The sequence below is a fragment of the Acinetobacter pseudolwoffii genome, from assembly GCF_002803605.1.
GTDB classification, from domain to species: domain Bacteria; phylum Pseudomonadota; class Gammaproteobacteria; order Pseudomonadales; family Moraxellaceae; genus Acinetobacter; species Acinetobacter pseudolwoffii.
This window is the reverse complement of sequence record NZ_PHRG01000002.1, coordinates 237,247-263,365: the sequence shown is the minus strand read 5'-3', so window position 1 is coordinate 263,365 and position 26,119 is coordinate 237,247. Positions and strand designations below refer to the sequence as shown.

20 protein-coding genes, 2 tRNA genes and 1 pseudogene are annotated in these 26,119 nt (G+C 44.5%); 10 read left to right on the top strand and 13 right to left on the bottom strand.

All coding sequences use genetic code 11. The features are described from left to right. Positions 1-333 precede the first annotated feature (333 nt). From greB to epmA, 5 genes are all read left to right on the top strand, one after another. The gene (gene greB / locus CWI32_RS05920; RefSeq protein WP_005097688.1) at positions 334-828 is read left to right on the top strand and encodes a transcription elongation factor GreB; all 495 of its coding nucleotides are present in this window, start codon (positions 334-336) and stop codon (positions 826-828) included. Between the two features lie 88 nt (positions 829-916). Further along, positions 917-1,006 (top strand) — tRNA-Ser (locus CWI32_RS05915). Between the two features lie 258 nt (positions 1,007-1,264). After that, positions 1,265-1,354 (top strand) — tRNA-Ser (locus tag CWI32_RS05910). 179 nt (positions 1,355-1,533) lie between these two features. Continuing rightward, positions 1,534-2,601: a 4-phosphoerythronate dehydrogenase gene (locus CWI32_RS05905; RefSeq protein ID WP_100534862.1), complete on the top strand. Its 1,068-nt coding sequence runs from the start codon at positions 1,534-1,536 to the stop codon at positions 2,599-2,601. After that, positions 2,598-3,572 carry an EF-P lysine aminoacylase EpmA gene (epmA, locus tag CWI32_RS05900; RefSeq protein ID WP_005169915.1) on the top strand — a complete coding sequence of 325 codons (975 nt, stop codon included), beginning with the start codon at positions 2,598-2,600 and terminating at the stop codon, positions 3,570-3,572. The genes CWI32_RS05905 and epmA overlap by 4 nt, the downstream gene beginning before the upstream one ends. A gap of 92 nt (positions 3,573-3,664) precedes the next feature. Here epmA and CWI32_RS05895 read toward each other — a convergent pair whose 3' ends face one another. From CWI32_RS05895 to ahcY, 6 genes are all read right to left on the bottom strand, one after another. Then, positions 3,665-4,900: a multifunctional CCA addition/repair protein gene (locus CWI32_RS05895; RefSeq protein ID WP_074383390.1), complete on the bottom strand. Its 1,236-nt coding sequence runs from the start codon at positions 4,898-4,900 to the stop codon at positions 3,665-3,667. Positions 4,901-4,994: 94 nt separating this feature from the next. Beyond that, positions 4,995-7,274: an NADP-dependent malic enzyme gene (locus CWI32_RS05890; protein WP_005097682.1), complete on the bottom strand. Its 2,280-nt coding sequence runs from the start codon at positions 7,272-7,274 to the stop codon at positions 4,995-4,997. Between the two features lie 140 nt (positions 7,275-7,414). Then, on the bottom strand, positions 7,415-10,291 hold the full coding sequence (locus tag CWI32_RS05885; protein WP_100534861.1) for a putative bifunctional diguanylate cyclase/phosphodiesterase: 2,877 nt from the start codon (positions 10,289-10,291) through the stop codon (positions 7,415-7,417). Between the two features lie 176 nt (positions 10,292-10,467). Continuing rightward, the gene (locus tag CWI32_RS05880) at positions 10,468-11,178 is read right to left on the bottom strand and encodes a 16S rRNA (uracil(1498)-N(3))-methyltransferase (RefSeq protein ID WP_100534860.1); all 711 of its coding nucleotides are present in this window, start codon (positions 11,176-11,178) and stop codon (positions 10,468-10,470) included. Positions 11,179-11,286: 108 nt separating this feature from the next. Then, positions 11,287-12,123 (bottom strand): methylenetetrahydrofolate reductase [NAD(P)H], encoded by an 837-nt coding sequence (gene metF, locus CWI32_RS05875; RefSeq protein ID WP_005097677.1) that lies wholly within the window; start codon positions 12,121-12,123, stop codon positions 11,287-11,289. A 182-nt stretch (positions 12,124-12,305) separates the two neighbouring features. Then, positions 12,306-13,688 carry an adenosylhomocysteinase gene (ahcY, locus tag CWI32_RS05870; RefSeq protein WP_100534859.1) on the bottom strand — a complete coding sequence of 461 codons (1,383 nt, stop codon included), beginning with the start codon at positions 13,686-13,688 and terminating at the stop codon, positions 12,306-12,308. Positions 13,689-13,911: 223 nt separating this feature from the next. Between ahcY and CWI32_RS05865 the strand changes: the two are divergent. Further along, a pseudogene (locus tag CWI32_RS05865) lies at positions 13,912-14,940 on the top strand (DUF4917 family protein). A 34-nt stretch (positions 14,941-14,974) separates the two neighbouring features. Here CWI32_RS05865 and CWI32_RS05860 read toward each other — a convergent pair. The 6 genes from CWI32_RS05860 to radA all read right to left on the bottom strand — a co-directional run bounded on the left by CWI32_RS05860 (position 14,975) and on the right by radA (position 20,729). Beyond that, the gene (locus tag CWI32_RS05860; protein WP_100534858.1) at positions 14,975-15,493 is read right to left on the bottom strand and encodes a tetratricopeptide repeat protein; all 519 of its coding nucleotides are present in this window, start codon (positions 15,491-15,493) and stop codon (positions 14,975-14,977) included. 98 nt (positions 15,494-15,591) lie between these two features. Continuing rightward, a complete protein-coding gene (locus CWI32_RS05855; protein WP_100534857.1) occupies positions 15,592-15,930 on the bottom strand; it encodes a DUF3325 domain-containing protein in 339 nt (112 codons plus the stop codon). Beyond that, complete coding sequence (locus CWI32_RS05850) at positions 15,927-17,648, bottom strand: PepSY-associated TM helix domain-containing protein (RefSeq protein WP_100534856.1); 1,722 nt, start codon at positions 17,646-17,648, stop codon at positions 15,927-15,929. Before CWI32_RS05850 ends, CWI32_RS05855 begins: the two co-directional genes overlap by 4 nt. A 1-nt stretch (position 17,649) precedes the next feature. Continuing rightward, the gene (locus tag CWI32_RS05845) at positions 17,650-18,006 is read right to left on the bottom strand and encodes a hypothetical protein (RefSeq protein WP_034608454.1); all 357 of its coding nucleotides are present in this window, start codon (positions 18,004-18,006) and stop codon (positions 17,650-17,652) included. Positions 18,007-18,214: 208 nt separating this feature from the next. Then, positions 18,215-19,219, bottom strand: a complete 1,005-nt coding sequence (locus CWI32_RS05840; RefSeq protein WP_005169956.1) for a Tim44 domain-containing protein — start codon at positions 19,217-19,219, stop codon at positions 18,215-18,217. Between the two features lie 118 nt (positions 19,220-19,337). Then, a complete protein-coding gene (gene radA / locus CWI32_RS05835; protein WP_005097669.1) occupies positions 19,338-20,729 on the bottom strand; it encodes a DNA repair protein RadA in 1,392 nt (463 codons plus the stop codon). 174 nt (positions 20,730-20,903) lie between these two features. Between radA and CWI32_RS05830 the strand changes: the two genes are divergently transcribed. Next, positions 20,904-21,308, top strand: coding sequence for a hypothetical protein (locus CWI32_RS05830; RefSeq protein WP_005169959.1), 405 nt, complete (start codon positions 20,904-20,906; stop codon positions 21,306-21,308). Positions 21,309-21,408: 100 nt separating this feature from the next. On the opposite strand, the gene CWI32_RS05825 is transcribed toward CWI32_RS05830, so the two are convergent. Beyond that, positions 21,409-22,755, bottom strand: a complete 1,347-nt coding sequence (locus CWI32_RS05825; RefSeq protein ID WP_005097666.1) for an alanine/glycine:cation symporter family protein — start codon at positions 22,753-22,755, stop codon at positions 21,409-21,411. Positions 22,756-23,075: 320 nt separating this feature from the next. Here CWI32_RS05825 and CWI32_RS05820 point away from each other — a divergent pair, with 320 nt between their 5' ends. The 3 genes from CWI32_RS05820 (at position 23,076) to lysA (ending at position 26,115) form a co-directional block, all read left to right on the top strand. Then, positions 23,076-24,479 carry an amino acid permease gene (locus tag CWI32_RS05820; RefSeq protein WP_005097664.1) on the top strand — a complete coding sequence of 468 codons (1,404 nt, stop codon included), beginning with the start codon at positions 23,076-23,078 and terminating at the stop codon, positions 24,477-24,479. A 133-nt stretch (positions 24,480-24,612) separates the two neighbouring features. Beyond that, on the top strand, positions 24,613-24,846 hold the full coding sequence (gene lptM, locus CWI32_RS05815; protein WP_005097662.1) for an LPS translocon maturation chaperone LptM: 234 nt from the start codon (positions 24,613-24,615) through the stop codon (positions 24,844-24,846). A 24-nt stretch (positions 24,847-24,870) separates the two neighbouring features. After that, positions 24,871-26,115 (top strand): diaminopimelate decarboxylase, encoded by a 1,245-nt coding sequence (lysA, locus tag CWI32_RS05810; protein ID WP_005097661.1) that lies wholly within the window; start codon positions 24,871-24,873, stop codon positions 26,113-26,115. The last annotated feature ends 4 nt before the right edge of the window (positions 26,116-26,119 follow it).

Sequence of the window (26,119 nt, the reverse complement as noted above, 5' to 3'; positions counted from 1 at the left end):
CTAAAAATCACAGCCAACATAGCCAGAAATTTTAACAGTTTGATAAATTCAATAAGGGTTGGGCAGTCATGACGTCATTCAAAATGACAAGAGATTTACGCATCATTATGTAGAAAAACTACATAGATTAAAAAGTAAGCATTTCCGGAAGTAGGTGGCATATTAATGATCTAAAAAACGATTGTCAAATTTTGTACACAAATTATTATTAAAAATAATTTTAAGATACTGAAATATAATGTGATTTTTTTTGAATTTTTTCATTGTTTTGAAATGGTAAATAAAATAAGCTGTTTGTAAGTTAATACACTGAAAATTTGATCAGCACGACGTATGAAATCCAACTTAATCACCCGTGGTGGACACGATAAATTGGTGGCAGAACTTAAGAATCTCTGGCATGAAGAGCGTCCGGAAATCACCAGAAAAGTGAACTGGGCAGCGAGTCTCGGCGACCGTTCGGAAAATGCCGATTACCAATATAACAAGCAAATTTTGCGTAAGATTGACCGCCGGGTCAGATACCTAGGCAAGCGTCTTGAAGAGCTAAAAATCATCGATTTTTCTCCAGAGCAGGAAGGCAAGGTCTATTTTGGAGCTTGGGTCGAGATTGAAAATGAAGAAGGCGAGCAGAAAAATTTACGTATTGTCGGAGTCGATGAAATTTATGATCATCATCCGCAGCATATCTCGATCAGTTCGCCCATGGCACGTGCGTTGTTGGGCAAGCAGGTAGATGATGAGGCTGAAGTGCTGACACCTTCTGGAAAGAAACGCTGGTTCATCAATTCAATTCGTTATGAAAAACCAGAAAATTCAGCAAATTAATGGAATTGATTTTATTTTGTGCAATTGATGCAGTGAAAGCATGAAAATATTTGCCAAGCGTGATTTTTGTTTATATCATGTCGGCCATGGAAGCGTGGCAGAGCGGTTTAATGCACCGGTCTTGAAAACCGACGAGGGTGTGAGTCCTCCGTGAGTTCGAATCTCACCGCTTCCGCCAAATTCTAAAAACCCAGTCAATTGACTGGGTTTTTTTATGCCTTTATTTTTATATTCATTATCAAGCTAATTCTGATTCATGTCGTTGCTTTATCTTGAATTAAATACCTCTTGGCATCGTTTAAGTATTAACTTCTTTAAATAAAAATACATTTCAGCTTTTGTTTCGACTGATTTTTAACTGAATGAACAGCTTTTGCTAAAAGTTTTGCTAAATTTTATTGCCAAAAATCCGATTTATTTATATGATGGCGGCCAAGGAAGCGTGGCAGAGCGGTTTAATGCACCGGTCTTGAAAACCGACGAGGGTGTGAGTCCTCCGTGAGTTCGAATCTCACCGCTTCCGCCAAATTCTAAAAACCCCAGTCGAAAGATTGGGGTTTTTCTTTTTAGGCAGCAATGATTCAATACTTTATTCATCAATAACCAGCTCATAGCTTAAAACTTGAAAAATGGACGCATGTGCCAAATATAGAGTCAGAGACATCAACGCGCTATCATATGCCCAAGCATCATATGGATCTCATTATGAAAATTGTCGCAGATGAAAATCTGGCATTTACCGATTATTTCTTTTCTGAATTTGCAGACATTCGTCATTGTCCAGGCCGTAGCTTAATGGCACAGGATGTTCAGGATGCAGATGCATTATTGGTACGCTCAGTGACTCAGGTCAATGAAGCACTGCTACAGAATAGTTCGATCAAGTTTGTAGGCAGTGCCACTATTGGTACAGATCATCTGGATATTGCTGCATTGGAACAGCATGGGATTCAGTGGAGCAATGCAGCCGGCTGTAATGCACAAGCTGTGGCTGAATATGTCATTACCGCATTACTGCATGTACGTCCTGAGTTAGTAGATGCCAATGCAACATTTAGCCTGGGTATAGTCGGTTTGGGTAATGTTGGAACCCGTCTGGCTTATATGGCAAAACTTTTGGGCTGGCGCGTGATTGGCTATGATCCTTTGGTTCAAAGAACGCAGGTTGATCAAGTTGAATTTAATGAATTGTTGCAGCAAGCAGATGCGATTTCGATTCATGTCCCTTTAACTCAAACGGGTCTTTATCCAACTTACCATTTATTCAATACGGCTACATTGGCGCAAATGCAGCCTGATGCAATTCTGATTAATTCTGCACGTGGGCCAGTGATTGAAGAGGCCGCCCTGATCCAGGATCTTAAAGCGACACAACGAACCGTGATTTTAGATGTTTTTGAACACGAACCGGTTATTTCAGCAGAGCTTCTGGATCTGCTGACGCTGGTGACGCCGCATATTGCCGGTTATAGCCTGGAAGGCAAGGCGCGTGGTACTCAAATGAACTATGACGCTTTCTGTCAAACTTTTGCTTTTGCAGCACATAAACAGTTCGAAACCCAGCTTCCGGTCTGCGAGCAGTTTTTCCAAAATCAGGATTTAAAAATGGTGCTAAAGCAATATTTAACGCAAATTTATGATATTGCCCGTGATGATCAAAATATGCGTGCTTGTGTCAAGGATGGCAAAGTGGATCAGCAGGCTTTTGATCATTTAAGAAAAACCTATCCGCTGCGTCGTGAATGGGCTGCACATGGTGGGCCAAAAGCATGAATAGCACTTATCAGCCGACGTGTGACCTGAATGCCATGCGTGCACGTGCCACCTTATATGCACAAATCCGTCAATTTTTTGCTGAGCGGGATGTATTAGAAGTCGAAACACCAATTTTATCTCAAGCCGGTGTGACCGATGTGCATTTGGCTTCAGTACAGGCGCAGCGTCATGTACTGGCTAAAGCACATACGCATTATTTACAGACCTCACCTGAATTTGCCATGAAGCGTTTATTGGCCAGTGGCAGCGGGCCTATTTACCAGATTTGTAAAGTCTTCCGTGATGATGAGCATGGGCGTAAGCACAATAGCGAATTTACCATGCTGGAATGGTATCGTCCGGGCTTTAGCTTAAAAGATTTGATGTTCGAAGTAGCCGATCTGCTTAATGTGACGCTTAAAGCACGTTTTGCTGAAATCCGTCCAACCATTTTGAGCTATAAACATGCCTTTATGGATCGTCTGGATATTAATCCATTGCAAGCGACCTTGCAGGAACTGAAAGACTGCTGTCGCCGTGTCGGTCTAAATCTGGATTTGGGTGAGGATCGGCTCGGCTATATCGACCTGTTATTTTCACATATGGTGGAGCCAAGTCTCGGTTTTGATACCGCAGTATTCCTGACCGATTTTCCGCCTGAAATGGCCTCTCTGGCGAAAACCCGAATCGATGAAGATGGGGAACTGGTCGCTGCACGTTTTGAGTTGTATATCGAAGGTTTAGAATTGGCTAATGCCTATGATGAGCTGATTGATGCCGAAGTTTTGCGCTCACGCTTTGAGGCGGATAATGCAGAGCGGGCCAGACTTGGGCTGCATGTTATGCCTATTGATGAGTATTTACTGGCGGCTTTACCGAATATGCCGGAATGTTCAGGGATTGCTTTGGGAATTGACCGCTTGCTCATGATCGCGACCAATCAGATGAAACTGGAGCAAGTGATTAGTTTCCCGGCGGATATTTCCTGATCGGGATTTGATTTTCCTTAAGCTCTTTAGAGGGCTGGGTCTCTGCACTAAATGATTGAAGCAATAAAAAAGCACCCTCGGGTGCTTTGTCTTTATTCAATAGATACAGTTTGTTGGGCTTTAAGTTCACCCAGTGCCTGAATACGCCGTTCAATCAGCATTTCGCCAATATCCGGGCCTTGAATATCGGCAGGCAGGTCTTGTGCTTTAATGGCACGTACTATCTGCATGGCATCAAGTACATATTGTGCTTGTGGATAGGCACGATCTTCCAGTCCTAAACGGCCACGTGAATCACATTCACAGGCCTGTACAAAAGCTTCGACACGCTCGGGACGACGTAAAACGTCCAGACGCTGCAATAATCGCCATAAAGTACCGGGTTTGAGATTAAATGCCTGATGACATTTCAGATGCTCTTTACATACTGCCAACGCCAGTTGCTTGGTATAGGTCGGTACTTTTAAGCGATCACACAGATCATTGACCGGCTTGATGCCACGTTCTTCATGCATGATATGCCGCGGTAATTCTTCAACCGGGGTTAATGCTTTGCCCAAATCATGCACTAAAACGGCGAAACGTACATCCAGGCTATAGTTTTGACGACACGCCTGCTGCAAGGACATCATGGTGTGAATGCCGCAGTCAATTTCCGGATGATATTCAGGGCGTTGCGGAATACCATATAAGGCATCTATCTCAGGAAATAAGACTTTTAAAGCGCCACATTGACGCAATACTTCAAAATACACATCAGCATGACGTTCTGTTAAGGCACGTGAAGTTTCTTTCCAGACCCGCTCCGGTGTTAATGCATTCAATTCACCGGATTCCGTCAAGCGCTGCATGAGTGCTAAAGTTTCATCCGCAATCACAAAACCTGCACTGGTATAGCGGGCCGCAAAACGGGCAATTCGCAGCACCCGTAATGGATCTTCGACAAAAGCATCGGAAACATGACGCAGCACCCGGTTATTCAAATCTTGCTGACCGCCATAAGGATCATAAATCTGACCGGCATCATCCATCGCCATGGCATTAATGGTCAGGTCACGACGGATCAAATCCTGTTCCAGGGTCACACTGATATCGGTATGAAAGTCAAAACCATGATAACCGGTGCCGGATTTACGTTCGGTACGGGCCAGTGCATATTCTTCTTTTGTTTTGGGGTGTAGGAAAACAGGAAAATCTTTGCCTACGGGCTGATAGCCTAAGTCAAGCATTTGCGCCGGAGTTGCACCAACGACCACATAATCTTTTTCGTGATAGGGGTGTCCGAGCAAATGATCCCGAACTGCACCGCCTACTAAATAAACTTGCATGAAAAAACCTCTATTCTTACAAGCATCATGCTACAGAATAGAGGTTTTCTCAAGTTAAGAAACGAGGCGGATGCGTCGTTATCTTGTCATTGGATTAAAGCGCGTCTTGTTCCGCTTGCTGGATTTCTGCAACGGTAAGTGCAGTCATGTTCACCACGCGACGCGTAGTCGCAGTCGGAGTCAAGATATGTACCGGCTTCGCAGCACCCAACAGAATTGGGCCAATCGTCACGTTGTTGCCTGAAGTTGCTTTCAACAAGTTAAACGAAATGTTGGCAGCATCCAGATTCGGCATGATCAGTAAGTTTGCAGAACCTTTAAAACGTGAGTTCGGGAAGGCAAACTGGCGAATATTTTCATCCAGTGCAGCATCACCGTGCATTTCACCTTCAACTTCTAGCTCAGGCGCGATTTCAGACAGGATGTCATATACCTTACGCATTTTTTGCGCGCTGGCATCATGCTGGTCTGAACCGAAACTTGAGTGAGAAAGCAGGGCAATACGTGGGGTCATACCAAAACGGCGCACTTCTTCAGCAGCCAGAATGGTCATTTCCGCCAGCTGTTCAGCCGTTGGATTGGTGTTGACATAGGTGTCGGCAATGAACAGGTTGCGATCTTCAAGCATCAAGGCATTTAGGGTAAAGAAAGTGTTATGACCTTCTTTTTTGCCAATGATGTTGCTGACGAAGTCCAGATGAATGTCGTAGCTTGAATAAGTACCACAGAGCATGCCATCTGCCATGCCATGTTTGACCAGCATCGATGCAATTAAGGTAGAGCGACGACGCGCTTCACGCTGTGCATATTCAGGCGTTACGCCTTTACGCTGCATGATCTGGTAATAATCGTCTGCAAACAACTCATAATCCGGATTCTTTTCCTGATCAACAATCGTGATATTCACGCCATCTTCAAGACGTAGACCCAATTTTTTGATATTGGCTTCAATCACGGCTGGACGACCGACCAAAATAGGGATCGCCAAACCATCATCGACTGCAATTTGAACGGCGCGAAGTACACGCAGGTCTTCACCTTCCGCATAGGCAATACGCTTAGGATTCGATTTTGCCTGTTCAAAGATCGGTTTCATCACGAATGCCGAGTTATAGACAAACTCAGACAAACGTTGACGATAATGCGAGAAATCTTTAATTGGACGTGTTGCTACACCCGAATCCATGGCTGCTTGTGCCACTGCAGGTGCGATTTCAAGAATCAGGCGCTGATCCAGTGGACCCGGAATCAGGTATTCACGGCCAAATGATGCCGATTTCTCACCATAAGTTGCAGCATCCGCTTCGACGTGTGCCATACGCGCAATTGCATGTACACAGGCAATTTTCATTTCTTCGTTAATCGTGGTTGCACCAACGTCTAATGCCCCACGGAAGATGTACGGGAAGCAAAGTGCGTTATTGACCTGGTTTGGATAGTCAGAACGGCCAGTGGCCATGATCACATCATCACGAACTTCGTGTGCATGTTCAGGCAGAATTTCTGGATCCGGATTCGCCAGCGCGAAAATGATCGGATCTTTGGCCATCACCTTAACCATTTCTTTGGTCAGGATGCCGGCAGCAGAAAGACCAAGGAACATGTCTGCACCCGCGATCACATCACCAAGCTGAGTGGCTTCAATGTCCTGTACATACGCTTTTTTAGATTCATCCAGACCTTCACGATGCGTGGTCAGCAGACCACGTGAATCGGCAACGATGATGTTTTCTTTTTTAGCGCCCAAAGCACACAGCAGATTTAAGCAAGATAGCGCTGCTGCACCCGCACCTGATGCCACAATCTTGATTTCGTCAATTTTTTTGCCATTAATTTGCAGGGCATTCAGTAACGCAGAACCGACAATAATTGAAGTACCGTGCTGATCATCATGGAATACCGGAATATTCATGCGTTCACGCAGTTTTTGCTCGATGTAGAAGCATTCTGGCGCCTTGATATCTTCAAGGTTAATCCCGCCAAAAGTCGGCTCTAAGGATGCGATAATGTCTACAATTTTATCTGGATCATTTTCAGCGATTTCGATATCGAATACATCAACACCGGCGAATTTTTTAAATAATACGCCTTTGCCTTCCATGACTGGTTTAGAAGCCAGAGGACCAATATTACCCAGGCCCAGCACCGCAGTACCGTTGGTCACTACAGCGACCAGATTACCGCGTGCGGTATACAATGCAGCAGTTGAAGGATCGCGTTCAATCTCAAGACATGGTGCAGCTACGCCAGGCGAGTAAGCAAGGGCTAAGTCACGTTGGTTGACCAATTGTTTGCTTGGTGTAACGCTGATTTTCCCCGGGGTAGGAAACTCGTGATAGTAAAGGGCCTGTTGCTTTAAAGATTGTTCGTCCATCAGTCTCTCGATCGTTGTAAAGATTACCCGGTCAGCGGGTAAAAAATTTATTTATGTCCCCGAATATACCATTTGTTCGCCAGTTCGCACAGCCAAAGACGGCCGTTTTTCCAACAATCTTATTGGGGTAGGGTATAAACTTAGACTTGATAAGTATAAGAATCATTGGTCATATTTTGTGTCAAATACGCAGTGGCGTCCTCTTCTGGCAGCGGTTTGGAGAATAAATATCCTTGAGCGATATCACAGTCTAAATCATGTAGATATGCTAACTGCTCTTCAGTCTCGATGCCTTCCGCGACCACGGTCATGCCCATGGCTTTACCCATCGCCACCATGGCACTGACAATGGCTTCCTGTTTGTTTTCACCAATCTTGGACACAAAACTGCGGTCAATTTTTAGGGTATCAATCGGGAAATCAGCAAGATAGGACAGGGATGAATACCCCGTGCCAAAATCATCCAGAGCAATATGGATCTGTCGCTGTTTGATTTCGTTCAGCAGGTTTTTGACTGCTTCCGAATTTTCAATTAAAGACGATTCGGTAATTTCCAGTTCCAGACTGGCACCTGAAATCTGGTTGTCGGCAATGGCCTGATCCAGGTCATCGAGTAACTGACCGCGGCGCAATTGCTGCGCCACGACGTTGACTGATACACAAATATGATTAAAGCCCAGGTTGTTCCATTGGCGAATCTGTTTGGCTGTCTGCTGGATGACCAGACGGCCAATATCTGAAATCAGGCTGGTCTGTTCGGCTAAAGGGATAAACAAGCCGGGTGGAATAATGCCTTTTTCGGGATGATTCCAGCGAATCAAGGCTTCAAAGCCATAAATGCGCTGATCACTGAAATTAATTTTTGGCTGATAATAAACAATCAGCTCATTATTCTGGATGGCTTTACGCAAATCCCGTTCCAGAAAAATCCCCGTTTCTTGTAGACCATCACTTTGATTAGAATAAAAGTGAATGGTATTGCCGCCCAGATTTTTAGCTTCGTTCAGGGCCTGTTCGGCACAGTTGTTTAAATAATCGAGTTGACGACCATGATCTGGATAAAATGCCACGCCCATGGAAAGCGTGATCACATAATCCTGACCGTAAATATTAAATGGAGTGGTAAATGCCTGCGCGATGCGTTCACAGTGTCGCTGTACTGAAGGGCGAATATGTGAAATCTCATAGATAATCGCAAAATCATCACCATTCAGATGCGCCACAAACAAGGCTTCTGCATTGTTCATGCGCAGGCGCTGCGCGACCTGACGTAAAAGTTCATCCCCGCCATTATTGGATAGATATTCATTTAATGGACGGAAGCGATCGATATTCAGGCGAATCACGGCCATCTGCTGAATGGAATCTTTTTGCGAGACCAGATATTGATGCAGCTGATAGTTATAATAGAAACGATTCGGTAAATCGGTCAGTGGGTCATAATTTTCCAGATAAGACAGGCGCTGTTCCTGTAATTTGCGTTCGGTCAGATCCGAGACAATCCCGACATAATGGGTAATCCGGCCTTCATCATCGGTGACGGCATTGATGTGTAACCATAAGGCGGATTGTTTGCCCGACATGAATTTGGCGTATACCTCGCCATCATAGGAGCCAATCTTTTGAAGCTGTTTGATAATACTGGCATGGTTGCTGCGCTGTTCAGCTTTATTTTGTGCAACAAGATCGAATAAAGACTTACCGATGATCTGCTCACGCTCAAAGCCACTCAGGTATTCATAGTGAGGATTGACATCAATATAATACAGTTCAGGATTAAGAATAAAAATCCCTTCCGCGGCCTGTTCCAGTACACTGGCAACCAGTTTTAAACGTTCTTGAGAAATACGTTCCTGCTGAATATCACGACGAATACCCACCATTCGCAAAGGTTTGTTATTTTTAGGATCACGGCTAATCACGCGGCCAATATCATGCACCCAGTTCCAGCTGCCATCACTGAGCAGAATCCGGTAAGTGGCATCATAACGCTCAATCTGGCCACGTAAATGCTGTTTCATGTTGCGCTTAAAATAGTCCAGATCATCGGGGTGAATCAGATGCTCTAATTGCAGATGATGATCTTTGGAATCACGCAGAATTTTTTCATCTTTATGATTGGTTAATGTAATGAGACGGTCTTTGATATTCCAGTCCCATGGGCGAATGCCGGCAATCTCATGGGCAAGATCCAGGTTCTGTTGCTGATTTTTCAAATGATGATTAATCTGTTCAATATCATAGGTACGTTCCCGTACTTTTTGTTCCAGTAATTGATTGTTGAGCTGTAATTGTAATTCAATATCTTTGGATTTATTGACTTCAGTTTGCAGTTGCTGGCACAGCTCATCAGTCCAGGCCACTTGCTGTTCGGCATTTTTAACCAGCAGACTGTTTTCTGCATACAAGCGCGATGTCCGGCGATGAATACGATAACTACTATTGGCACACAGCAGAATGACAATCACCGCAAAATTTAAGGCCAGACCGAAGAAGGGATTGGAAAGGCTGACATGATAAATTTGCGACAATAAAAAAGGGAATAAAGAGGGTAAAAATACCAGGCAGAAATAACTGAGTTTTTGGGTCAGATAAGTCAAGCCAAATGCCTGAGTCACAATCAGGAGCAGAGCAGACAAGGTCAGTGCTTCAATATCTTCGAATGCAGGATTGGCCTGCGGCAAATAGTAATAAATTGTATAAATACCGACAGCAATACAGCTCCCGACGGCAAGACTCTGAATCTGTAACCAGCGATGTGCGCCTTTCAAATCATATTGTTCAGGCTTAAAATAAAGTGTGCTCACCAACCAGCACATACTGACCAGTAGCTCGGTCAGAATAAACCAGGTATTAAAATAGGTATTGGAAGGACGATATTGAAGGTGATAAATACAAAAAATATAAAGGCAAATCACCATTATACTGATTAAAAAATAGCGACTATGGCGAAGTGTGTTCGCAATCTGAGCATGATGCAAATGCTGCTGGATATAGTCGTCTTGCTTATCAACCATGTGATTCAATGCCTGTATTCATCCTAAACGTTTTTCCCTATGTATTGTTCTTATAAAAAAACTCCAGGAAATGTGTAAAATTAACTCATCAATAGTTATTATTCTTTCGTCGAGATTAGAGGTCTTAGGAATAAAAATCAACAAAATTAAAGACAAATTTTTACTGGCCTGATGAACTAGAGATTATAGTTCAAAATTGAAAGGGCCACGACAGGGGCTGTTTCGGTACGTAGTACGCGTTCACCAATACACCAGTTTAGAAAACCTTTTGCATTTGCCGCTGTAATTTCTGCCTCACTGAGACCGCCTTCAGGGCCAATCAGCAGGGCAATATCTAGGGTCGCATCTGCCAGTACATCTGTTTCATCTTTATTGGGGGCCAAAACCAGTTTGGTCTTGGGTAGCTCGGTTTCCAACCATTTTTCAAGTGATATTGGTGCTAAAATTTTAGGCACAATATTCAGTCCACACTGTTCACATGCTGCAATCGCGATCCCTTGCCAGTGATCCAGTTTTTTCTGGTCACGATCATACTTCAAGCGCATTTCACAACGATCCGAAGTCAGCAGCTGAATTTCGGAAACGCCCAATTCCACAGCTTTTTGAATCGCGTAATCCATGCGGTCGCCTTTGCTCATCACCTGACCGAGAAAGGCCTGAAACTTGGGTGTGCGATTGGCCGGATTAAATGTATTGACCGATACTGTGGCTGATTTTTTAGCAACCTCAGTTAAGGTCACTTCATATTCGCCACCCCGTCCATTGAACAGGGTCGCGGCTTCGCCCGCTTGAGCACGTAATACCTTTACCCAATGATGAAAAACGGTTTCCGTTAACTCAACCGTAGTATCAACATTTAAGTCTGCTTCAATAAAAAAACGTGGCATGTAAGGATTACTCTCAGATGGAACAAAACAAGACTGCATTGCTATTTACACCCTCTTTGTGTTGTTCCCAAGGGGAGAAAATGGGTGAAATCAATGCAGCCTAAAAACTTATGCTAGACCTAAGTCTTTTACAAGTTGGCGTGTAGGATCAGTGGTGTTCATGGTGTAGAAGTGCAAGCTTGGTGCACCACCTGCAAGCAGACGCTCACAGAATTTAACCACAACTTCGTGGCCAAAGGCTTTGATGCTGGCAGTATCATCACCATAGGTTGCCAGTTGCTTGCGAATCCAGCGTGGAATCTCGGCACCGGTACCGTCCGCAAAGCGGATCAGGTTGCTGGCATTGGTGATTGGCATAATGCCCGGCGCCACAGGAATATCAATTCCGGCTTTCTGGATGCGCTCTACAAAGTAGAAATAAGCATCTGGATTGAAAAAGAACTGGGTTAATGCTGCATTGGCACCAGCTTGTACTTTTTCAACAAAGTGCTGGATGTCTTGATCAAAGCTTTCTGCCTGAGGATGCATTTCCGGATAAGCTGCGACTTCAATTTTGAAATGATCGCCTGAATATTCACGGATAAAGCGAACCAGATCAGCGGCATAGGGTAATTCACCCAAACCAACCTGACCTGATGGCAAGTCACCGCGGAGGGCAACAATACGGTCAATGCCTTGTGATTTGTACAGATCAAGCAGTTCTGCAATACGCGCTTTGTCATCGCCGATACATGACAGGTGAGGGGCAACCGGTGCACCTTTGCCATTAAAATCGTTGATGGTAGACAGGGTGCGTTCACGAGTTGAACCACCTGCACCATAAGTTACAGAGAAAAATTCTGGATTGAGCAATTGTAGTTCTTGATGAACCACTTTGAGTTTTTCCGCACCCACATCAGTTTTGGTCGGGAAGAATTCAAATGAAATTGGAATCTGTTTAGACATGTTCAAATCCTTTTTATAAATACTTTTTAATTAGTTTTACCTCTCCTAAATCCTCTCTTGCGCTGAGCTTCAAAGCAGTGCTTTAAGCACGCTCAGGAGAGGATTTACCCTCGATGACATACATTTGGTAATGAATGTTCCCTCTCCCTATGGGAGAGGGTTAGGGAGAGGGTGGAGTTTAATTAGTATTTATAAGCATCAGACTTGAATGGACCTTCAACTTGAACGCCTAAGTAATCCGCTTGCTCTTGAGTTAATTGAGTCAGAACACCACCAAAACCTGCAACCATTGCAGCAGCGACTTCTTCGTCTAATTTCTTAGGAAGAAGCTCTACACGAATTTGCGCAGCTTTTTCAGATTCTGGAAGATCAGCAAATTTCTCAGCGAATAAATGCATTTGACCCAATACCTGGTTGGCAAATGAACCATCCATAATACGTGATGGGTGACCAGTCGCATTACCAAGATTCACCAAACGACCTTCAGATAAAAGGATGAGGTAATCGTTTTCATTTTCTGAACGATATACTTGGTGTACTTGTGGCTTCACTTCAACCCACTTGTAACCACGTAAGTAGTTGGTGTCGATTTCAGTATCAAAGTGACCGATGTTACATACCACAGCACCCGCTTTTAGTGAATCAAGCATCGCTGCATCACAAACATGGTAGTTACCAGTTGTTGTTACGATCAGGTCAGTGTTTTGAAGAAGGTCAGTATTTACGTCTTCTTTCTTGCCTGTTTGCACGCCATTTTTGTATGGAGATACAACTTCGTAACCATCCATGCATGCTTGCATCGCACAGATTGGATCAACTTCAGTAACACGTACAATCATGCCTTCTTGACGAAGTGATTGAGCAGAACCTTTACCCACGTCACCGTAACCGATCACAAGCGCACGACGGCCAGATAACAGCATATCTGTACCACGTTTAATTGCGTCGTTAAGTGAGTGACGGCAACCGTATTTGTTGTCGTTTTTAGATTTAGTAACAGAATCGTTTACGTTGATTGCAGGAACTTTCAACGTGCCATCACGAAGCATTTCGTACAGACGTTGAACACCTGTCGTGGTTTCTTCAGTCACACCGTGAATTTTAGCAATCACTTCTGGGTATTTTTCATGAACAAGTAGCGTTAAGTCACCGCCATCGTCAAGAATCATGTTGGCATCCCAAGGCGTGCCATTGACATTGATTTGTTGTTCAAGACACCACATGTATTCTTCTTCAGTTTCGCCTTTCCAAGCAAAAACAGGAATACCCGCAGCAGCAATTGCAGCAGCAGCATGGTCTTGAGTAGAGAAGATGTTACATGAAGTCCAGCGAACTTCGGCGCCCAATTCAACCAGTGTTTCAATAAGAACAGCAGTTTGAATGGTCATGTGGATACAGCCGAGAATTTTCGCGCCTGCAAGTGGTTTAGCAGCAGCATAGCGTTTACGCAGACCCATAAGGGCTGGCATTTCAGCTTCTGCAAGTTTAATTTCTTTACGGCCGTAATCAGCAAGTGAAATATCAGCAACTTTGTAATCTGTAAATGAAGCAGTAACCGCGTTCATCAGGATCTCCTAGGAAAAAATAGATTGGATCGTTCTGTTCGCGGATGCCGTTGTTGATCAGAACGAATGTCTGACCGATGGTCGAGCCTAGCGATTTTACATTTAGTACCTGTAAAACGTCGCAGCATCCCTCGACTAGCGCAGTATTGTACTTGGAAAATGATTTTGTTCCAATCTTAAATTGATTAATATCTGACTAATAAGAAAATTTTGAGAATAAACTATGACTGATGGTTTTGAGTATGCAATCAAAGACTGGGCTGAAATTAAAGATGATTATAAGAATGGCAATTTAATTATCGGGAATGGTTCGAGTATTGCTTTGCATCAAGATTTTAACTTTCGTTCTCTAAAAGAAAAAGCGGAAGAATTAAAGTTATTTGATGAGGATATAGCAAAATTATTTAAAGAATTTGAAACTGATGATTTTGAATTAATTTTACGATTGGTTTGGCATACGAAGCTAGTAAACAAGCATTTGGGAATAATTGATCAAAAAATTGATTCAGCTTACGAAAATATAAAAGAAGCTCTTATTAAAGTGGTGAAGGAAGTTCATTGTGTACATTCTGATATCGCGGATCAATTACCTCAGCTATATCAATTTACAAAACAGTTTAAAACTATAGTCTCCCTTAATTATGATTTAATTCTGTATTGGATTCTTATGTATGGGAATCGGGAAAGAGACGGTCATAAATTTAAAGATTGTTTTCAGGATGGCGGTATCTTTAGCAGTAGTTGGCAAGATATGCGTGAACCGATATATGATCAAAAAGAAGTAACTTTGAGTCTTTATCAACATGGTAGTTTATCTATTTTCAGAGATGCAAAAAATACCGAAACTAAAGTTCAAAGAGGGGATTTTGAGGGTTTGTTAGAAGTTATTACTTCACAATGGGAAGATAATAAAATTCCTTTATTTGTTGCCGAGGGTACGGGAACTAAAAAGCTTGAATCTATAAAAAGTAGTCCCTATTTGAGTACTATTTTCTATGAAGTTCTACCAGATTTAATAACTCAAAAAGCTAATTTAGTCATTTATGGCTGGAGATTAGGCGAGCAGGAATCACATTTGGTAAAGTAGATATTTAAGAACAAACAATCAGGTAAGGTGGCTATTTCTATATTTCAAAATAATCAGGAAGAGTGCCATCGAATTTATAGGCTTATAAAAAATGAAAAAGTAGCTCCAAATATCGAAATAGAATTTTTTGACAGCCAAAGTTCAGGTTGTTGGAATAATCCTTAAATAAAAAGCCCATCATCTGACGGGCTTTTTTTACTTATTTAGCTTCAGCAGCATCTGCTTTTTGAGTCCAGAACTCGGCCTGTTCTTCATTACCATCTACGCCTAAACCATTGGCATAAATAAATGCAAGATCGCGCATCGCTTGAACTTCGCCCCATTCCGCAGCCTGTTTAACTAAAGAGATTGATTTTTCTACATCTTTTTCAATCACATCACCGCGACGGTAAAAACCGGCCAGCTCTAAAGTCGCAGCAGGGTGCTTCTCGATATTGGCCTTACTTAACCAGTAATAGGCTAACTCAAAGTGAGCTTTAGATTCTTCCGGATCTTCTTCAGTCAGTTCTTTGGCATAAACGGTATAACCTTCACCTAACCAGTACATCGCATCAACCAGTCCGCCGTTGGCAGCTTTCAATGCCCATTCTTCAGCCAGAATGATGTCATCATCATGCTCGCTTTGCATATACAGTTCAGCCAATTCAAATTGCGCTTCAGCATTGCCTGCTAAGGCAAGATTGGTCAGGGCAGCAGAGGGAGAAACACGCTGGGTCATATCAACATCTCAAAAATATTATGCGTAGACTAAAGGTTTAAATTAAAAAAGCCAATCCGAAGATCAGCTTTTCAAGTATGAGGGGGTAAATTAGAATTTTAGACCAAGCAAATGATTGCTGAAATCACGGCGATTACCACACAGATTGAGGCGATTACTTTAATTTTACTTTCCAGATAGCTCAGGCTTAAACCAACGACCAATGCTGCAAAAGTTAAACTGCCCAGCCAATAACTGATCATGTTACTGATTGTACCTGCGAACAGGCACAGGATGAGCGCAATCGTTAATATCACCCAGCCAAGAATGCTGGCTATTTTGGTTTTGGGAGCATCTAGCTCTTTAGCAAAGATCTGTTTCTGATGTTTGGACATCGACGCGGCAAGTGCAAACATACCGAGAGAAGTCAAAGCCCAAATCAATAAGAAGAACATCATGCCTGATTCTCCTTGAGCATCACTTTAGATTTTTTAGGCGGCAAGCCTTTATGGTTTTTCACTTTCTTGAATGCAAACCAGAACAGGATCGCGAGCGCCCACATCGCCAGATCAAAAGAAGCAATCATCCACTGACCATGCATGATGCTGTTCCAGATTGCCTGACCGCCGGTCAGGAAGTTCACAATTGGGAGTAGGGCAAATGCTGCTGTTGCAAGCAGGAGCAGCTCTAGCCAGGCCTGACGATTGCTACGAATCATGGCATAAACTAAAGTCAGCAACCAGATGATAAAGAAGCTGCGAATTTCCCAGTTCAAACGCATGTCCATGTCTGCCGGAATAAAACGGTTGGCATAAAAGTAGGCAGCACAGGCAATCGGTAAACCGATAATTGCCGCGATATTAGTCACTTCCACAAGACGATAACCAAAAGATTTATAGCCTTGCTTTTGTTGTTGTGGTGCGCGTTTGACACACCACAGAATCAAACCAGTCGCAATCATGAATGTGCCGACCACACCAGACATGAACAATAACCAGCGTAGAGCCAAGTCCACGCCACGTGCTTCATGCAGTGTGGTAAATACGTTATAAATACCGTTTGCAACCGAGGGTGTTTTCAGTGTGGTTTGATCCGGCTTTAATTCACCCGTCACGCCATTGAAAGCCAGACTCGGATAAACATTGCGATAGGCTACGCTGACCCCATTTAAGGCACGAAGCTCAATTTCAGCTTTGGCGGTATTTGGCTGGATGATGTTAATTGTAGTAACCGGATTGTTTTTCCATTGCTTTTCTGCTGCTGCAAGAATGGGCGCTAAGTCTGCCAATGGCGCAGGGCGGGCAGGTGGCGCATCACCACGTGAACGGCGAGCTTCACCCCGTGCAGACATATCACCACGTTCACCACGACTCTCTCCCTCGCCACGCAGTCGACGCTGGTCACTATCACCGGATTCAGCCTGAACGCTATTGTCCTGAATCAAGCTCTTACGCTGATCTTGCAGAAATGCACCTCGATTTTCATAAATCTGGTTGACACCCCAAGGCATCAGGGTAAACAGCAGCAGTAACAAACCGCTAAAGGTAATCATGATATGGAACGGCAGGGCAAATACCGCCGTTGCATTATGGGCATCCAGCCAGGAGCGCTGACCTTTGCCAGAACGGAAAGTAAAGAAATCCTTAAAAATTTTCTTATGGGTAATGACACCGCTGATAATCGCCACCAGCATGAGCAAGGTTGCAATGCCGATAATCCAGCGCGCCCAGATTCGGGGCAGTCCGTACAGTTCAAAATGAAAACGGTATAAGAATGAACCACCGCGTGTTTCACGGGCTTGCAGCACTTCACCGGTTGCACTGTCAATGGTTAGGCGGGTACCGCCACGACGGGCACGCGGATCTTCACCGGCACCGCGAATATTCAGTATGGTGGTATTCTGGCGTGAGTTAGGCAGCTGAATCGCCCAGCTGCCGGCATCCGGATGATGCTGTTGCAGATAAGCCAATGCGACACGGGTCTGTTCGATTTGGGACTTTTGTGGGACTGACTGATGAAATTCCGGTTTCATCCAGATGCTGATTTCATTCTGGAAAAAACTTAAAGTTCCAGTTAAAAAAATCGCATATAAAAGCCAGCCTAAAATCAGACTGGCCCAGGTATGCAACCATGACATCGACTGGCGTGGCCCTTCCTGTTTTGCATCTACTCTCATCTTAATTTCCTAGGAATTTATAGCTGATATAGAGCAAAACACTGGGAATTACGATTCCGAGCGTTGCCTTGATAGTTTTGTTGACCATAAATACCCAAATAAAGGCTGCGGTATTCAGGCTAAAACCAATCAGGGTGGCTGACATGGCAGCACTGCTTCCTGCATCCATAAACATCTGGGCAATCACGATGGCAGCCAGCGAGGCAAGCATATAACCGCCGACACCAGCCAGAAGAAAGCGATATAAAATCATCCCACGATAAACCAGCAGATTTGCTTTAACTTTATTTTTGCTCGATGGACTCGGTGCAGTAACTGTTTCAGTCGCTATTGCATGCATATTCGGACTACTCATCATCGAAAATTCTATCTATTAAACTTGTTAAGCTATTTCGATGCGAATGATAACAATTATTGTTTATATTTTAAATACGAAACATCAAACTATTTATATGAAAAATAAAAAGAACTATTGGACAGGCTAAAAGGGGGGTATTAAAAAATATAAGCTTTAAAAATAAAAACAGCGGCTCGAAAGCCGCTGTCTAAATATTATCTGTTCAGAATTAGTCTTGCTGAATACCTGCAACCACCCAGTCCTGATTTGAACCTGCTGGTTTAGTGAAATGCCAGATTTCTGCAAACGGTTGTGGCAAGCTGTTCAAGTCTTCGCTTACCGTACCGGTAAAGCGTACGCTGACAATATACTGACCATTGTCAGTCGATGAATCTACCACCATGGCATTCAGATTTGAAAACTCGGCAACATCCTGATCCTGATTGCTCATGATGTCATTACGCATTGACTGATAAAGATCAGGAGTTAGGTAACGCTGAATTTCCGAAATATTGCTTGCCGTATTCATAGACTGAATGTGGTTAAAACGCTGACGTGCGACACGCAAGAACGCGGCAGGTTCAGTACCATCCGGTAACTGGCTACCACTTTGGGTATAAGCCGTGCCGAAAGGCGCCGTATTTACCGGCGCAGAACCAAACGGTGCATTAGTACTTGGCGTTTGACCACCAACATTCTGACCAAAGATATTGCTATTGTCACCACCGCGAGGTGCAGTCGGTGCTTGACCAAAAGGTGCTGTATTACCAGCACCGCTATTTGGTGCAAATGGATTAGAAGCTACTTTTTTTTTTGCGCCCATCTTACGGAAAATGAAGAAGGCAACAGCAGCAGCAAGCAGGATCCAGATCCAGCCTGGAATACCACCTTTTTCCTCTTCTGCTGGAGCCGCCTGAGCTTCAGACGCTGCCACACTTTGATCATCGGCCAATGCATTGGCAGCTACGGCACCAATCGCAGCACCCGCTACACCGGCAGCAACCATACCACCCACACCTGGGCCAGATTTTTGCTGGGTTGCAGCACCGGCAGCTGGCGCTTGTTGAGCAGGCGCAGCTTGACGAGGTTGTTGATAAGATTGGGTAGGCTGTGCAGAACGTTGCATACCGTGACTTTTACCGCCACCGGCACGTTTTGCTTCAGCAGCAAAAGGCGCAACCAATAATACTGCTGTCAAGATACCTGTAATCAAACCGCGCTGTCGAACTTGCATTCATTTTTCCTATGAGAATAAAACCTATTTGTACAGTCTATTTATATAGGCTTTGTGTGGAATTTCAATCAAAAATCTGTATTTTTTTGCGCTTTACTGCAAATTCACTGCCTGATGCTTAATTTAGCTCATCACTTAAAGACATGGCTTCACTCAGGGCTTCATGCAAACGGGCAACAGCAATAATCTGCACGCCTGCAATGGTTTTTTGCGGTGCATTGCCACGCGGCACAATAATGTATTTAAAACCATGCTTGATCGCTTCTTTCAGACGCTCCTGTCCATTTGGCACGGGACGAATTTCACCAGACAGCCCGACTTCCCCAAAAACAGCCAGTTGTTGTGGTAAGGCCTTGCCACGAATACTGGAAGCGCAGGCCAGAAGTACCGCCAGATCGGAGCCGGTTTCTGTAATTTTAAGACCACCAACAATATTGACATACACATCCTGACCTGAGGTTTGTACACCACCATGCCGGTGCATGACGGCCAAGAGCATATTCAGGCGGTTCTGGTCCAGACCCAGCGCGACCCGTCGTGGCTGACCATGCGCATCATCGACCAAAGCCTGTACTTCGACCAGGAGTGGACGCGTGCCTTCACGACTGATCATGACAATCGAGCCCGGAATCGCTTCATCATAACGGCTTAAAAATATTGCAGATGGATTGGACACTTCGCGCAGCCCTTTGTCGGTCATGCCAAACACCCCGAGTTCATTCACCGCGCCAAAACGGTTTTTGACGGCACGGATCATCCGGTAACGTGAATCGGACTGACCTTCAAAATACAGTACACAATCGACCATATGCTCAAGTACGCGTGGGCCTGCCAAGGCGCCTTCTTTGGTGACATGACCGACCAGAAATAAAGAGGTACCGCTGTTTTTGGCAAAACGGGTCAGCAGGGCAGCGGATTCACGAATCTGCGAGACTCCACCTGGAGCCGATTGTAAGGTCTCGGTATACAGGGTTTGAATTGAGTCCAGAATTGCGACGGCAGGACGTTGCTGGGCCAATACTTCACAAATGCGTTCGACACAGGTTTCTGCCATGACCTTGAGCTGATCGGTTGGCAGATCCAGACGCTGGGCACGTAATGCGACCTGAGACAGGGATTCTTCGCCGGTGACATATAAGGCCGGATTTTTGGCAGAGGCCATATGCGTGGCTGTTTGCAGCAAAATGGTTGATTTACCAATGCCGGGATCACCACCGATCAGAACCACTGAACCCGTCACCAGTCCGCCACCCAGAACCCGGTCAAACTCACTGATACCGGTCGGTAAGCGTGTTTCATGAGAGACTGAGACCTGATTTAAGATGGTGATTGTGGATGCCTGACCTGCATATCCACCCGCGATTTTTGGCTGAGCCCGATGTGTAACCGCAGGTGCAATGCTGACCTCAGTCAGGCTGTTCCATTCCCCACATTCCGAACATTGTCCCGACCATTTCGGATGATCTGCACCACATTGTTCACAACGATAGACACTTTTTGCTTTAGCCATATTTTAAGATGAAGCGATTGAAATTGACTGACAGCATAGCGGTGAATGTGATCTAAAACCAAGCCTTTCACCTGAGAAATCATGGTTTTTACGACAAGGCTTGTCGTTTTTATTTGTGCTTATTCGGATGTTGTGTATCAACGCCGTCTATAATGCCCGTCTTGTTATGCTGAAATGGAACAGATCTTGTCACAATTGCTGAAACATATTGATGCGATCGCACGTGAAAAAAACCGTGATGTGCTGTTTGTGCATTTTGAACAGTATGTATACCCAGATCAGGACGCTCACTCGGTTCGGCAAATGTTTATCGGCTGGTTAGAGCAACAGGGTATCCGTTATATACCGTGTTTGGGCATTGAGCCCACAGTCCGCAGTGACGTGTATTCGGGCAGTCTATATCTGGATGTACCTTTTGACCTGCAGCATAAAACTTATCAAAAACTGAGCGAGTACTTGGAAGATGATCAGGGCAATATGAAAATTGAAGGCATTCAGTTTTTTGTTTTATCTTTAGGACTGGCACTTGAACTCGAATCTGACGGCAAATTACCAGAATGGGGCGGTTTACGCTCATAGAACATGAATATTGGATTTGAATTTCGAATAATTAGTAATAAAAAGCCACAATTGATGTGGCTTTTTATTCTCTTGGTTCGGGATTTAAGCAATAAGGTAGTTAATAAAGTTCACCAGATTTACGCCTTGCGATGAAGTCTTTCGATTCCTTGGCAATCACGCCAGACAATAACAGCAATGCAATCAGGTTGGGAACCGCCATCAGACCATTAAAGGTATCGGCAAATAACCAGACCAGATCCAGTGTCGCGATACAGCCGACAAAAACCGATGCAATATAAATAATACGATAGGGTAGAACGAACTTTTCGCCGAGCAAGTAAGTGGCACATTTTTCGCCGTAGTAGCTCCAGCCTAAAATCGTGGAATAAGCAAAGAAAATAATTCCGAAGGTGACGACCCAGCCACCGACACCGGGCAGGAGTTTGTCGAAGACGCCAATCGTCAGTACTGCACCGGTCTGATCGCCAAATGAATTACCGGCCATGATGTAGCCCATGACCAGAACAATACCAGTAATTGAACAGACAATAATGGTGTCAATAAAAGTACCGGTCATAGAGACCAGACCCTGACGGGCAGGATGGTCGGTTTTTGCTGCTGCGGCTGCAATCGGCGCAGAGCCCATGCCGGCTTCATTCGAGAATACCCCACGTGCTACACCATAACGAATCGCCGCACCAATCGCACCGCCTACTGCAGCTTCACCGGTAAAAGCATAGGTGAAGATCATTTTTAGTGCAGGCGCTACCAGTTCTAAATTGTTGAGAATAATGACCAGACCACCAGCCACATAGCCTACCGCCATGATTGGAACAATCACCGAAGATGCCTTGGAAATCGATTTAATCCCGCCCAGAATCACCAGTGCTGAAAAGGCAGTAATGATAATACCGGTCATCCAGGTTTCGATCCCCAAACTGTTTTCAACTGCCAGTGCAACAGTATTGGACTGCACTGAACTGCCGATCCCAAAAGAGGCCAGTGTCCCGAACAAGGCAAAAATCAGCGCCAGCCATTTCCATTTCAGGCCACGTTCGATGTAGTACATCGGACCACCCGACATTTCACCTTTTTCATTTTTAATTCGGTATTTGACTGCAAGGACACCTTCGCCGTATTTAGTCGCCATACCAAACAGGGCAGTCATCCACATCCAGAACACCGCACCCGGACCACCCAGCACACAGGCGGTGGCTACGCCGGCAATATTACCGGTACCAATCGTGGCAGACAGTGCAGTCATCAGTGAAGCGAACTGGGAAATATCACCTGAGTGCTCGGGATGCTTGCCAAAGACCTGTTTGAAGGCCAGTGGCAACATACGGAATTGCCAGAACAATAAGCGGAAAGTGAGGAATATCCCGGTGCCGACAATCAGTACCAGCATATAAGGGCCCCAGACCCAGCCGCTTAAAGTCTCCATTAAACTTTGTAAATTTTGCATAAAATTCTTCTTATTGATCCATGTCTATGTAATTCGAGATATTGATTAAAAAGCAATTATTGTGCCATCAGTATTCATCCTGAATACTTAAAATGGCGGAATTGTGTTCTAGTTTTTACATGGTTTTGCTGCTTTGACAAGAAGTTTCTTGAATCTCGGGCGTCGAAAAAATAAGCGTTAAGCTGGCGCGAGTGAGATATAAGAAAAATAAATGAACTTTACAGTTTAGGCAGAAAATACAAATGATGTGATTTTTCTTTTTGTATTCAGGCTTTTTTACGTTAATTTGTCGCGAGTAAAACTCGAAGTTGAAATCAATAATGTCAGAAAAATATAACAGTTCATCGGCAGAGCACGGTGAGTTACAGCGAAGTTTATCCAATCGGCATCTACAGCTTATTGCCATTGGTGGCGCCATCGGAACCGGCCTGTTTATGGGTTCGGGCAAGACCATCAGTCTCGCAGGTCCTTCTATTCTGGTGATCTATATGATCATCGGTTTTATGGTATTTCTGGTAATGCGTGCACTCGGTGAGTTGTTGCTCTCGAATTTGCAATATAAATCATTCATTGATTTTGCCACGGATCTGATCGGGCCTTGGGCCGGATACTTTGTTGGCTGGACCTACTGGCTGTGCTGGATCACTATCGGGATCGCAGATCTATCCGCGATTATTTATTACCTGCAATTCTTCAATAATGGCTTGCCCTTTAGTCCTGAAGAAGGAGTGATGATCAGCGTTGCCGCGATTGTGTTTATCATGGGTTTGAACCTGGTCACGGTCAAACTGTTTGGTGAAATGGAATTCTGGTTTGCTCTGGTCAAGATTATCGCGATTGTGGTGCTGATTGCCGTTGGCCTGTGGATGGTCTTTACCGGGTTTACCTCGGATGCCGGCACAGTTGCGTCATTTAGTCATATCTGGTCACATGGCGGTATCTTCCCGACTGGAGCGATGGGCTTCCTGGCCGGGTTCCAGATTGCGATTTTTGCCTTCGTGGGTGTAGAGCTGGTGGGTACGACCGCAGCTGAAACCAAAGATCCGGAAAAGAACCTGCCGAAAGCAGTGAACTCGATTCCGATCCGTATCATTATTTTCTATGTACTGGCACTTTTGATTGTGATGTCGGTAACGCCATGGAATCAGATTGATCCAAATATCTCGCCCTTTGTGAACCTGTTTAGTCAGGCTGGTATTGCCGCAGCTGCGATCATCATGAACCTGGTGGTGTTGTCCTCGGTGATGTCATCGATGAACAGTGGGGTATTCTCGACCAGTCGTATGCTGTTCGGTCTGTCGCGTGAAGAGCAGGCACCACTTGCCTTTGGTCGCTTAAACCGTCGTGCAGTTCCGGCAAATGCCTTGTATTTCTCTGCGGTATGTTTGTTGCTGGGTGCAGCACTACAGTATTTCGTTCCAGATACCGTCCGCGCTTTCACTTTAGCAACGACTTTATCCACGATTCTGTTTATCTGTGTCTGGATCATCATTATCTGGAGCTATATCGTGTACTACAAAACACGTCCAGAATTGCATGCCAAATCGACCTTTAAGTTGCCGGGCGGTCTGGTGACCTGCTGGATTGTGATCGTATTCTTCCTGAGCATGATCGTGGTGTTGGCGCTGGAAGACGATACCCGTCAAGCACTGATGGTCAGCCCGATCTGGTTTATCCTTCTGGTTATTGGCTATTTCGGTTTCTATAAACAGAAACATAAATAAACCTTATCAATAAAAACGTCAGCGATCTGCTGGCGTTTTTTTATCGCTAAAGATAATCTCTAGGCTTTAGCGCTTTGGTCATGGTGATCATCGCGTTATACTTCATCGAAACACTATTCAATTAGGTGGTCAGATGCATCAAGTCATTTGCTACATCAGTATCTTGGCGACAAGTCTTGTTCTTGCAGCTTGTGGGCAGTCAGGTGCGTTGCACTTGCCGAATGATCCAGATTACGACAAGCGTGCCAAGTATTTGTTATATAAAAATACCGAAGCTGAATCCAAAGCCTCCGATGAAGAACGAGATGCCCCTGTGCAACAACAGTTTGCTGCGCCTGAAGCATCAGATTCAACGACTACACCTTAACGCTTTCAAAGAAAGGATACCTTCATGAGTTTCACCCGCATTAATGGGGTATTGCACGCTGAGCAATGTTCATTACAACAGCTCGCAGAGCAATTTGGCACACCTCTCTATGTTTATTCCAAAGCCACCTTGGAAAAGCATTTTTTAGATATGGACCGTGCTTTTAACTTTATCGATCATCAAATCTGTTTCGCGGTAAAGTCCAACTCCAATCTTGCGGTATTGAATGTATTGGCCAAACAGGGGGCCGGTTTTGATATTGTGACCGGCGGTGAATTGGCACGTGTACTGAAAGCCGGTGGTGATGCCGCAAAAATTGTATTTTCGGGTCTGGGTAAAACTGAAGCAGATATTAAAAAAGCCTTAGAAGTGGGCATTGCCTGCTTTAATGTGGAATCTCATGCCGAGCTGGATCGTATTCAAAAGGTTGCGGCTGAATTGAATGTTAAAGCGCCGATTTCATTGCGCGTGAATCCGGACGTCGATGCCAAAACCCATCCTTATATTTCAACCGGTCTAAAAGAAAATAAATTCGGTATTCCATCTGATAGCGTATTTGCAACCTATCAATATGCGGCGTCACTGGCCAATCTGGATGTGGTCGGGATTGACTGTCATATCGGTTCACAGCTCACCGAAACCCAGCCTTTTGTTGATGCGCTGGATCGTGTCATTGTCATGATTGACCAGCTCAAAGAAATGGGTATCCACCTCAAACACATCGATATTGGTGGTGGTCTGGGGGTGACTTATAAAGATGAAACCCCGCCATCGGTTGAAGAATATGCCAATGCGCTACGTCCAGCATTAGAAAAATTGGGCCTGAAAGTGTATATGGAGCCGGGGCGTAGTATTTCTGCCAATGCGGGTGTATTGCTGACCAAAGTCGATCTGCTCAAACCGACCAATCATCGTAATTTTGCCATCATTGATGCGGCGATGAACGACCTGATTCGTCCGGCTTTATATGAAGCATGGATGGACATTCAGCCAGTGACGCCGCGTAATGATGCTGAAACTAAAGAATGGGATGTGGTAGGTGCGATCTGTGAAACCGGTGATTTCCTCGGTAAAGAGCGTGAATTGGCAATCAAAGAAAATGATGTACTGGCAGTCTTGGGCGCAGGTGCCTACGGTTTTGTGATGAGCTCAAACTACAACAGTCGCGGCCGTGCGGCTGAAGTGATGGTTGATGCAGATCAGGCACATCTGATTCGTGAACGTGAGACGATTGAATCACTCTGGGAACGTGAGCGTTTATTGCCTTAAGGAC

Excerpts from the sequence above, each read along its gene's own strand:
- radA (WP_005097669.1), bottom strand. The coding sequence starts at position 20,729 with ATGGCTAAAGCAAAAAGTGTCTATCGTTGTGAACAATGTGGTGCAGAT.
- CWI32_RS05905 (WP_100534862.1), top strand. The coding sequence starts at position 1,534 with ATGAAAATTGTCGCAGATGAAAATCTGGCATTTACCGATTATTTCTTT.
- CWI32_RS05880 (WP_100534860.1), bottom strand. The coding sequence starts at position 11,178 with ATGCCACGTTTTTTTATTGAAGCAGACTTAAATGTTGATACTACGGTT.
- greB (WP_005097688.1), top strand. The coding sequence starts at position 334 with ATGAAATCCAACTTAATCACCCGTGGTGGACACGATAAATTGGTGGCA.
- CWI32_RS05890 (WP_005097682.1), bottom strand. The coding sequence starts at position 7,274 with ATGGACGAACAATCTTTAAAGCAACAGGCCCTTTACTATCACGAGTTT.
- CWI32_RS05885 (WP_100534861.1), bottom strand. The coding sequence starts at position 10,291 with ATGGTTGATAAGCAAGACGACTATATCCAGCAGCATTTGCATCATGCT.
- lysA (WP_005097661.1), top strand. The coding sequence starts at position 24,871 with ATGAGTTTCACCCGCATTAATGGGGTATTGCACGCTGAGCAATGTTCA.
- lptM (WP_005097662.1), top strand. The coding sequence starts at position 24,613 with ATGCATCAAGTCATTTGCTACATCAGTATCTTGGCGACAAGTCTTGTT.
- CWI32_RS05855 (WP_100534857.1), bottom strand. The coding sequence starts at position 15,930 with ATGATGTTCTTCTTATTGATTTGGGCTTTGACTTCTCTCGGTATGTTT.
- CWI32_RS05840 (WP_005169956.1), bottom strand. The coding sequence starts at position 19,219 with ATGCAAGTTCGACAGCGCGGTTTGATTACAGGTATCTTGACAGCAGTA.
- CWI32_RS05860 (WP_100534858.1), bottom strand. The coding sequence starts at position 15,493 with ATGACCCAGCGTGTTTCTCCCTCTGCTGCCCTGACCAATCTTGCCTTA.
- CWI32_RS05820 (WP_005097664.1), top strand. The coding sequence starts at position 23,076 with ATGTCAGAAAAATATAACAGTTCATCGGCAGAGCACGGTGAGTTACAG.
- CWI32_RS05895 (WP_074383390.1), bottom strand. The coding sequence starts at position 4,900 with ATGCAAGTTTATTTAGTAGGCGGTGCAGTTCGGGATCATTTGCTCGGA.
- metF (WP_005097677.1), bottom strand. The coding sequence starts at position 12,123 with ATGTCTAAACAGATTCCAATTTCATTTGAATTCTTCCCGACCAAAACT.
- CWI32_RS05850 (WP_100534856.1), bottom strand. The coding sequence starts at position 17,648 with ATGAGAGTAGATGCAAAACAGGAAGGGCCACGCCAGTCGATGTCATGG.
- CWI32_RS05845 (WP_034608454.1), bottom strand. The coding sequence starts at position 18,006 with ATGATGAGTAGTCCGAATATGCATGCAATAGCGACTGAAACAGTTACT.
- ahcY (WP_100534859.1), bottom strand. The coding sequence starts at position 13,688 with ATGAACGCGGTTACTGCTTCATTTACAGATTACAAAGTTGCTGATATT.
- epmA (WP_005169915.1), top strand. The coding sequence starts at position 2,598 with ATGAATAGCACTTATCAGCCGACGTGTGACCTGAATGCCATGCGTGCA.
- CWI32_RS05825 (WP_005097666.1), bottom strand. The coding sequence starts at position 22,755 with ATGCAAAATTTACAAAGTTTAATGGAGACTTTAAGCGGCTGGGTCTGG.
- CWI32_RS05830 (WP_005169959.1), top strand. The coding sequence starts at position 20,904 with ATGGAACAGATCTTGTCACAATTGCTGAAACATATTGATGCGATCGCA.